The 8316-nt window shown below is 77.5% G+C and carries 8 protein-coding genes; 7 read left to right on the plus strand and 1 reads right to left on the minus strand.

The window, feature by feature from the left end; all coding sequences use genetic code 11:
• Positions 1–38 precede the first annotated feature (38 nt).
• Positions 39–2450 (minus strand): endopeptidase La, encoded by a 2412-nt coding sequence (gene lon, locus ADL08_RS32515; RefSeq protein WP_053649432.1) that lies wholly within the window; start codon positions 2448–2450, stop codon positions 39–41.
• 137 nt (positions 2451–2587) lie between these two features.
• Here lon and ADL08_RS32520 point away from each other — a divergent pair, with 137 nt between their 5' ends.
• The 7 genes from ADL08_RS32520 (at position 2588) to ADL08_RS32550 (ending at position 8268) form a co-directional block, all read left to right on the plus strand.
• On the plus strand, positions 2588–3220 hold the full coding sequence (locus ADL08_RS32520) for a GNAT family N-acetyltransferase (RefSeq protein WP_234352347.1): 633 nt from the start codon (positions 2588–2590) through the stop codon (positions 3218–3220).
• A gap of 66 nt (positions 3221–3286) precedes the next feature.
• A complete protein-coding gene (locus ADL08_RS32525; RefSeq protein ID WP_053649435.1) occupies positions 3287–3934 on the plus strand; it encodes a hypothetical protein in 648 nt (215 codons plus the stop codon).
• A gap of 67 nt (positions 3935–4001) precedes the next feature.
• Entirely contained in the window at positions 4002–4613 is a 612-nt protein-coding gene (locus tag ADL08_RS32530) for an RNA polymerase sigma factor (RefSeq protein WP_078968058.1), read from the plus strand.
• Positions 4610–5458 carry a hypothetical protein gene (locus ADL08_RS32535; protein ID WP_053649439.1) on the plus strand — a complete coding sequence of 283 codons (849 nt, stop codon included), beginning with the start codon at positions 4610–4612 and terminating at the stop codon, positions 5456–5458. The genes ADL08_RS32530 and ADL08_RS32535 overlap by 4 nt, the downstream gene beginning before the upstream one ends.
• Complete coding sequence (locus ADL08_RS32540) at positions 5455–6252, plus strand: ATP-binding cassette domain-containing protein (protein ID WP_199837140.1); 798 nt, start codon at positions 5455–5457, stop codon at positions 6250–6252. Before ADL08_RS32535 ends, ADL08_RS32540 begins: the two co-directional genes overlap by 4 nt.
• Positions 6253–6340: 88 nt before the next feature.
• Positions 6341–7654, plus strand: a complete 1314-nt coding sequence (locus ADL08_RS32545; RefSeq protein ID WP_053649442.1) for a hypothetical protein — start codon at positions 6341–6343, stop codon at positions 7652–7654.
• Complete coding sequence (locus ADL08_RS32550; RefSeq protein WP_053649444.1) at positions 7651–8268, plus strand: hypothetical protein; 618 nt, start codon at positions 7651–7653, stop codon at positions 8266–8268. The genes ADL08_RS32545 and ADL08_RS32550 overlap by 4 nt, the downstream gene beginning before the upstream one ends.
• Positions 8269–8316: the final 48 nt, after the last annotated feature.

Raw genomic sequence — 8316 nt, forward strand, 5'->3', positions numbered from 1 at the left:
GGTGCCCCCCGAGGGAACACCCCGCTCCCGACCAGGGGTTACGCGGCCACGCCCACCGGCACCTCCGCCGGGGCGAGGGCGATCTCCAGGACCTGCCGGACGTCCGTCACGGGGTGGACCTCCAGCTTCTCCAGGATCTCGGCCGGGACGTCGTCCAGGTCGGCCTCGTTCCGCTTGGGGATCACGACCGTGGTGATGCCCGCCCGGTGCGCGGCGAGCAGCTTCTGCTTCACGCCGCCGATCGGCAGGACCCGGCCGGTGAGGGAGACCTCGCCGGTCATGGCCACGTCCGTGCGGACGAGCCGGCCGCTCAGCAGGGAGGCGAGGGCGGTCGTCATGGTGACGCCCGCGCTCGGCCCGTCCTTGGGGACGGCGCCCGCCGGGAAGTGGATGTGCACGCCCCGGTCCTTGAGGCCGGTGACGGGCAGCTCCAGCTCCGCGCCGTGCGAGCGGAGGAAGGAGAGCGCGATCCGCGCCGACTCCTTCATCACGTCGCCCAGCTGTCCGGTGAGGGTGAGCCCCGCGGCGCCGGTCTCCGGGTCGGCCAGGGAGGCCTCCACGAAGAGGACGTCACCGCCCGCGCCGGTCACCGCGAGCCCGGTGGCGACGCCGGGCACGGCCGTTCGGCGCTCGGCCGGGTCCTGCGCCGACTCGGGCACGTGGTGCGGGCGCCCGATGAGCTCCCGCAGGTCCTCCGGGCGGACCGTGAACGGCAGCTCGCGGTCGCCCAGTTCGTGCTGGGCCGCGATCTTCCGCAGCAGCCGGGAGAGCGCCCGCTCCAGGGTGCGGACGCCCGCCTCGCGGGTGTACTCGCCGGCCAGCTTCCGCAGCGACGCCTCCTCCAGGACGACCTCGCCGGACTCCAGGCCCGCCCGCTCCAGCTGCCGGGGCAGCAGGTGGTCGCGGGCGATGACGACCTTCTCGTCCTCGGTGTAGCCGTCGAGCCGCACCAGTTCCATGCGGTCGAGGAGGGCCTCCGGGATGGACTCCAGGACGTTCGCCGTGGCCAGGAAGACCACGTCGGAGAGGTCGAGCTCGACCTCCAGGTAGTGGTCGCGGAAGGTGTGGTTCTGCGCCGGGTCGAGGACTTCGAGGAGCGCCGCCGCGGGGTCGCCGCGGAAGTCGGAGCCGACCTTGTCGATCTCGTCGAGCAGGACCACCGGGTTCATGGACCCGGCCTCCTTGATCGCGCGGACGATCCGGCCGGGCAGGGCGCCGACGTAGGTGCGGCGGTGGCCGCGGACCTCCGCCTCGTCCCGGACGCCGCCGAGGGCGACCCGGACGAACTCGCGGCCCATCGCGTGGGCGACGGACTCGCCGAGGGAGGTCTTGCCGACGCCGGGCGGGCCGACGAGGGCGAGGACGGCCCCGCCGCGGCGGCCGCCGACCACGCCGAGCCCGCGGTCGGCGCGCCGCTTGCGCACCGCCAGGTACTCGGTGATCCGCTCCTTCACGTCGTCCAGGCCCGCGTGCTCGGCGTCGAGCACGGCGCGGGCGCCCCGGATGTCGTACCGGTCCTCGGTCCGCTCGTTCCAGGGCAGTTCGAGGATCGTGTCGAGCCAGGTGCGGATCCAGGAGCCCTCGGGGGACTGGTCGCTGGACCGCTCCAGCTTCTCGACCTCCTTGAGGGCGGCCTCCCGCACCTTCTCGGGCAGGTCGGCGGCCTCCACGCGGGCGCGGTAGTCGTCGGACTCGTCGCCCTCCGCCTCGCCGTTGAGGTCGCGGAGCTCCTTGCGGACGGCTTCGAGCTGGCGGCGGAGCAGGAACTCGCGCTGCTGCTTGTCGACGCCCTCCTGGACGTCCTTGGCGATGGTCTCGGCGACGTCCTGCTCGGCGAGGTGCTCGCGGAGCTGGGCGGTGGCCAGGCGCAGGCGGGCGACCGGGTCGGCGGTCTCCAGGAGCTCGATGCGCTGGGCGACGGTCAGGAAGGGCGAGTAGCCGGAGTTGTCGGCGAGGGCGCCGACGCCGTCGATCTGCTGGACGCGGTCGACGACCTGCCAGGCGCCGCGCTTCTTGAGCCAGGTGGTGGCCAGCGCCTTGTACTCCTTGACCAGCTCGGTCACGGAGCCGGGCAGCGGGTCGGGCAGGATCTCCTCGACGGCGGTGCCCTCGACCCACAGGGCGGCGCCGGGGCCGGTCGTACCGGCGCCGATGCGGACGCGGTCGCGTCCGCGCACGAGCGCGCCCGGGTCGCCGTCGGACAGGCGTCCCACCTGCTCGACGGTCCCGAGGACGCCGGTGGCGGCGTAGGTCCCGTCGACCCGGGGCACCAGCAGCACCCGCGGCTTTCCCCCGCCGGGCCGCGCGGCGGCCTGGGCGGCCTCGACGGCGGCCCGCACGTCGTTGTCGGACAGGTCCAGCGGCACCACCATTCCGGGCAGCACGACCTCGTCGTCGAGCGGCAGCACAGGCAGGGTGAGCGGCGCGGACGCCATGGACTCGGAAGCCATGATCTCCCTTTCGGCAGTCAAGTTGAGCTGTATGGACTCAATGCTTGTGAGCCTGCCGATGTTCCCGGACGCCCGTTCGCTCTGAGCGATCACCGCCACACATACCCCCGAACGACCGCTGTAATACCCCCATGGATATGCGAGCCATTACAGCGGCCTGGGTGGAGGGCTGGACCGTCTCCCGGGGCACCCCGGCCGCCGTCGACCGGCCCTGGGGGTACCGGATCGACGTGGGCCTCCCCCGGCACGTCCTGCGGCACGTGCTGCCCGCCCCCGACGCGGCCACCGTCGGCGCGCTCTGCGAGCGGCTCACCGAGCCGTACAGCCGGCTCAAGGTGATGGCGGACGCCGAGGAGGTGGCGCCGTGGATCACCGAGGGGTGGACGATCCCCGACGACCCCGGCTTCATGATGGTCAAGGCGCTGGACCCCGGCGTCCGGCCCCCGCCGCCCGAGGGGTACGCCCGGACCGTCGAGACCCGGGACGGCGTCGTCCACGTCCGGATCCTCGCCCCGGACGGCACCCCCGCCGCCCGGGGGCGGATCGCCCCGACCGGCGCCACCGCCGTCGCCGACCAGATCGAGACGGACGCGGCGCACCGGCGCCGGGGCCTCGGCTCGAACGTCATGCTCACCCTGGAGGCCGCCGCCGCCCAGGCGGGCGCCGCGACCGGGGTGCTCTCCGCGACCACGGACGGCCGACAGCTCTACGGCGCGCTGGGCTGGGAGTACCGGGGGCCGCTGACCGGCGTCGTACGGGGGGAGGCCTGAGCCCTCCGGGTGGCGGAACCTCGCCGTCCGGCTGCGCCGGGGCGCTCCGCCGGGCATGCTCCTCCCATGAGGAGAGGCGCATGGGGAAGGCGGTACGGGGCCCTGCTGCTCGCGGCGGTCCTGGCGGGCGGCGCGACCGGCTGCGGGTCGGGCTCCGGTTCCGGGAACGGCGCCGGATCCCCGCCGGCACCCGGCGCCCCCGGCACCCCGGCCGGAACGGACACCCCGGGCACGCCCGGTTCCCCGACCGGGCCGGGCACTCCGACCGGGCCGAGCACCCCGACCGGGCCGGGCACCCCCGGCACCACCACGACCCCGGGCACCCCCGGCTCCCCGACCGCGCCGGAGGCTCCCCGGCAGGACCCCCGGCCCGGTGAGGTGCTCGTCCAGGTGGTCGTCACCGGCGGCTTCGCCGGTGTCCGGAACCGGCTCGTCGTCCACCGGAACGGGGAGTGGACGATCCGCTCCGGCGACAAGCCGCCCCGGACCGGCCGGCAGACCGCCGCCGAGGCCGCCGCCCTGCGCGCGGCCCTGGAGGACCCCGCGTTCGCCCTCGTCCCGGCGCGGCCGACCGGACGCCCGATCGCCGACGGCTTCCAGTACGAGGTGACCCACCGCCACCGCGTGGTCGTCGCGGACGACGGCGACCGGCCGCCCGCGCTCCGGCGCGTCTTCGACGCCCTCCCGGAGGGCGGGCCGCCCACGAGCCCCTGAGGCCGCCCCGGCCCGCGGTTTCCCGGGGCCGTGAACCGAACCGGGGTCCGCCCGCGATAGAGAGGGCGTGAGACTGTCGCGCCCCGTGGGGGGAGGCCCCTCCGGGGGCGACGAGGACGACGCCGCGCTGCTGCGCGCGGTCGCCCGGGGGGACGCCGAGGCGCTCGCCGTGCTCTACGACCGGCACGCCGGCTGGCTGCACGCCCGGCTCGCCCGGCGCTGCCCGGACGAGGAGACCGTGCGGGAGGTCCTCCAGGACACCTTCGTCACGGTCTGGCGCTCGGCCGCCGGACACCGGGGGCGGGGCGAGGCCGGGGGCTGGCTCTGGGTGATCGCCGTCCGGCGCCTGGTGGACGCGCAGCGGGCCGGGGCCCGCGCCGAACGGGCCTCGGCCGCGCCGCCGGAGCCCGCCGCCCCCGCGCCGTCCGCCGAGGACCGGGTGCTCGCGGGCCTGGAGTACGGGGAGGTCGGCGCCGCCCTCGACCGGATCTCGCCCGAGCTCGCCGAGGTCCTGCGCGCCACCGTCGTCGACGGCCTCACGACCCGGGAGACCGCCCGGCTGCTCGGCATCCCCGAGGGCACCGTCAAGACCCGCGCCCTGCGCGCCCGCCGCGAGCTGCGCGCCGCCCTCGCGGCCGGGCGCGCCGGGGGCCCGCACCCCCTGGGAGGCACCGCATGAGCCGCCGCACGACGCCCTCCTGGCACGTCACCGGGGCCCTGGCCGCCCGGTACGCGGCGGGCACCGCCCCCGAGACCGACGCCTGGTCCCTGGAGAAGCACGTCGAGTCCTGCGCGGCCTGCGCCTCCCGCGTCTCGGCGGCGGTCCGGGCCGGGGCCGCGGGCCCGGTCCTCGCCTCCGTACGGGCGGAGCTCCTGACCGCCATCGCCCCGGAGGAGCCCGTCCCCGGCCCCCTCGGGCGGTGGGCGCGGCTCTGGTGGTCCGCCGGGCCCGCGCTGCGCGGCCCCTGGCTGGCGGCCGTGGCCCTCGTCGTCGGCGGGGCGTTCGGGCTCGCCCACGGGGCCGGGGTCCAGGGCGCGCGGAGCTGGCTGCTGGCCGTCTCCCCCGTCCTGCCGCTCGCCGGGGTCGCCGTCTCCTACGGACGGCACGCCGACCCGCTGCACGAGATCACCGCCGCGACCCCGTCCGGCGGGCTGCGGCTGCTGCTCACCCGCACGGCCGCCGTGCTCGCCGTGTGCGTCCCGCTGCTGACCGCGTGCGGGGCCCTGCTGCCGGCGGCGGCCGGGTCGCCGGGGGCCGCCGCCTGGCTCCTTCCGGGCCTCGCCCTGACCCTGGCCGCGCTCGCCCTCGGCTCGTTCGCGGGCTGCCGGGCGGCGGCCGCGACGCTCGGCGGCGGATGGCTGCTCGCCGTCGCGCGCCCCCTGTCCGGGGCCCCGGACGCCGCCGGCGTCGCCCCGTACGTCACCGGCCCCGCCGCGCAGGGGGCCTGGGCCGCCGCCGCGCTGGCCTGCGCGGCCCTCCTCGCCCTGCGCCGCCGTTCCTTCGACCACCTGGAGTCCCGGTGAACCCACCGACCGCCGTCGCGGTGTCCGGACTGACCGTCCGGCACCGCCGCACCCTCGCGCTCGACGCGCTCGACCTGTCCCTCGGTCCCGGCGTGCACGGCCTGCTCGGTCCCAACGGGGCCGGGAAGACCTCGCTCATACGGGTCCTCGCGACCGTCGCCGCCCCCGCCTCCGGCCGGGTGGAGCTCCTCGGCGGCGACGCCACGCACCACCGCGAGCGCACCGTGATCCGGCGCCGGCTCGGCTACCTTCCGCAGGAGTTCGGCTTCTACCCGGCCTTCACGGTCCGGGAGTTCGTCGGGTACGTGGCCTGGCTCAAGGAGCTGCCGGCCGACCGGGCCCCGGCCGCCGTGGAGCGGGCCGTGCGGCGGGTCGGGCTCGCCGACCGGATCGACGCCCGGATGAGGACCCTGTCGGGCGGGATGGTCCGGCGCGCGGGCATCGCGCAGGCCATCGTGAACGACCCCGGGCTGCTGCTGCTCGACGAGCCGACCGCCGGTCTCGACCCGGAGCAGCGGGTCGACTTCCGCGCCCTGCTGCGGGAGCTCGGCGCGGAGGCGACGGTGGTGGTCTCGACGCACCTGGTCGAGGACGTGGCGGCGGCCTGCTCCGAGGTCGCCCTGATCGAGGCGGGCCGGCTCGCCTTCCGGGGCACGACGGCGGAGCTCACGGCGCTCGGCGGGACCCCGGACGGGGCCGCCGACCCCACGACGAGCGCGGTGGAACGCGGCTACACGGCCGCGCTGCGCGCCCACCGCTCCCGCACGGGCGCCGGGGCGGGGGCCCTCCGGTGACGACCGCCTCCCGTGTCCGGCCGTCCGGAACCCGCCCGCGTTCTCCCCGTTCCTCCGGGTCCCGCCCCCGTACGGGAAAGGCCCTCCTGTGACCGCCCTCCTCACCCCGTCCCGTACGGGAGGGCCCCGGCCCGTCCCCCCGCTCCGGACCGAGCTGCGGCGCGGACTCGGGCCCTGGACCGGCGCCGCCGTCCTGGCCGTCATGCTGGTGGCGATGTACGGCAAGGGGGGCTGGCAGGGCCGGTGGGCCGACACCACGAACCTGCTGCACATCACCACCGGCGTGTTCTGCGTGCCCCTCGCGCTCGCGGCGGGCTGCCGGCAGGGCGGCCGGGACCGGCGGCGCGGCACGGCCGAGCTGTGGGAGTCCGTCCCCCGCCCTCTCCTGCGCCGGCTGCTCGTCGCGGTCGCCCCGTCCGCCCTCTGGCCCGCCGCCGCGCTGCTCCTCGCCGACGCCGTCTGCCTGCTCACGACCTGGCCGTACGTCTCCACGGGCCGCCCCTTCCTCGAACTGCTCGCCGCCGACGCGGTCGCCCTCGCCGCCTCCGGCGCGCTCGGCCACGTCGTCGGCCGTCTGGTCCGGTGGCGGCTCGCCGCCCCGCTCCTGGGGATCGTCGGGTACGTGGGGCTTCTCCTCTCCGCGTACGCGGAGAACTCCACGCGCTGGCTCGGCCCGGCCGGCGAGCACGTGTCCTACTGGGACCGGCCGGTGTGGTGGTACGCCCCGGTGTCCATGGCGTGGACCGCAGGGCTCGCGCTCGCCGCGCTCCTCGCGCACGGCCTGCGCCCGGCCCGGCCGCGGACGCTCGCCCTGGTCCCGCTGGCCGTCGCGGTCGCCGCCGCGTCCCTGATCCTGCGCCTGCCGCCGGGCGAGGGGCCGTGGCGCCCGGACCCGGCCCTGGCCCGGCCGGTCTGCGACGACGGCACCCCGCAGGTGTGCCTGACGGCCCTGGACGCGAAGCTGCTGCCGCAGGTGTCGGCGGCCCTCGCCCCGCTGAACGCGCGTCTCACGGGACTGCCCGGCGCCCCCGTCCGCTGGGTGACCGGACCGTACGGAGCGACGCGCCCCGGCGACGTCGAACTGCCCGACCCCTGGGAGGACTCGGCCCGCAGTCGGCTCACCCGCCCCGATCTGTACCGGAACTCGGCGGTGAACTGGCTGTTCTCGGCCACCTGCGAGACGGGCACCTTCACGGGCCCGACCGCCGAGCGGGCGAGCACCGTCCATCTCGCCGTCACCGAGTGGCTGGCGCCGACCCCCGGGGACTACGGCACCGACACCGCCGACGCGCAGCCGTACATCGACCGGCTCCGCGCCAAGTCCCCCGCCGCGCAACGGGCTTACCTGACCCGCTACCTGGCGGCCGACCCCTGCGACCCGGACGGGGTGCCGGTCCCGTGAAGCCCCTCTCCCCCCTCCGTCTCTACGCCCGTTCCCGCGCCCTGCCCGGCGCGTTCGCCGCCCTCGCCGGTACGGCGGCGGCCGCCGCCTGGGCGGCCCGGTGGCTGGAAACGCTCCCCGGTTCCGGTCCCTCGGACCGGCTCCCGGTCGTCGTCCTCGGCCCGCTGCTCGCGGCGGCCGCCATCGGCACCTGTCTGCGCACGCCGAGCGACGAGCTGGACCGGACGGCGGTCCGCGCGTGGTGGCCGCGCCGGCTCGCCCACCTCCTCGTCCCGGCCGCGCTCGCCGCGCTCCTCCTCGCCCTCGCCGTGCCCGGCCACCCGGCGGAGTTCGGCGCGCCGGCGGCCGTCCGCAACACCCTCGGCCTGGTGGGCGCGGCGGCGGCGTCCGCCGCCCTCGTCGGCGCCCGCCTGAGCTGGCTCCCGCCCGCCCTCTACACGGGTGCGGTCCCCCTGGCTGCCCCGGTCGGGACGGGCGGCGCGGCGGACTGGTGGGCCTGGGTGACCCGGCCGGGCCCGCAGGGCGGGGCGTGGACGGCGGCGGCGGCCGTCTTCGCCGCGGGCACGGCCCTGTACGCGTGGCGGGGCGCCCGGTGCGCGGGCGGTGGGCGCTGAGGGCCCGGCGCGCGCCCGGTCGGGGGCGGGGCGGAGGGGGGCCGGGCC

Source organism: Streptomyces sp. NRRL F-6492 (assembly GCF_001280125.1).
In the GTDB taxonomy this organism is placed as follows: domain Bacteria; phylum Actinomycetota; class Actinomycetes; order Streptomycetales; family Streptomycetaceae; genus Streptomyces.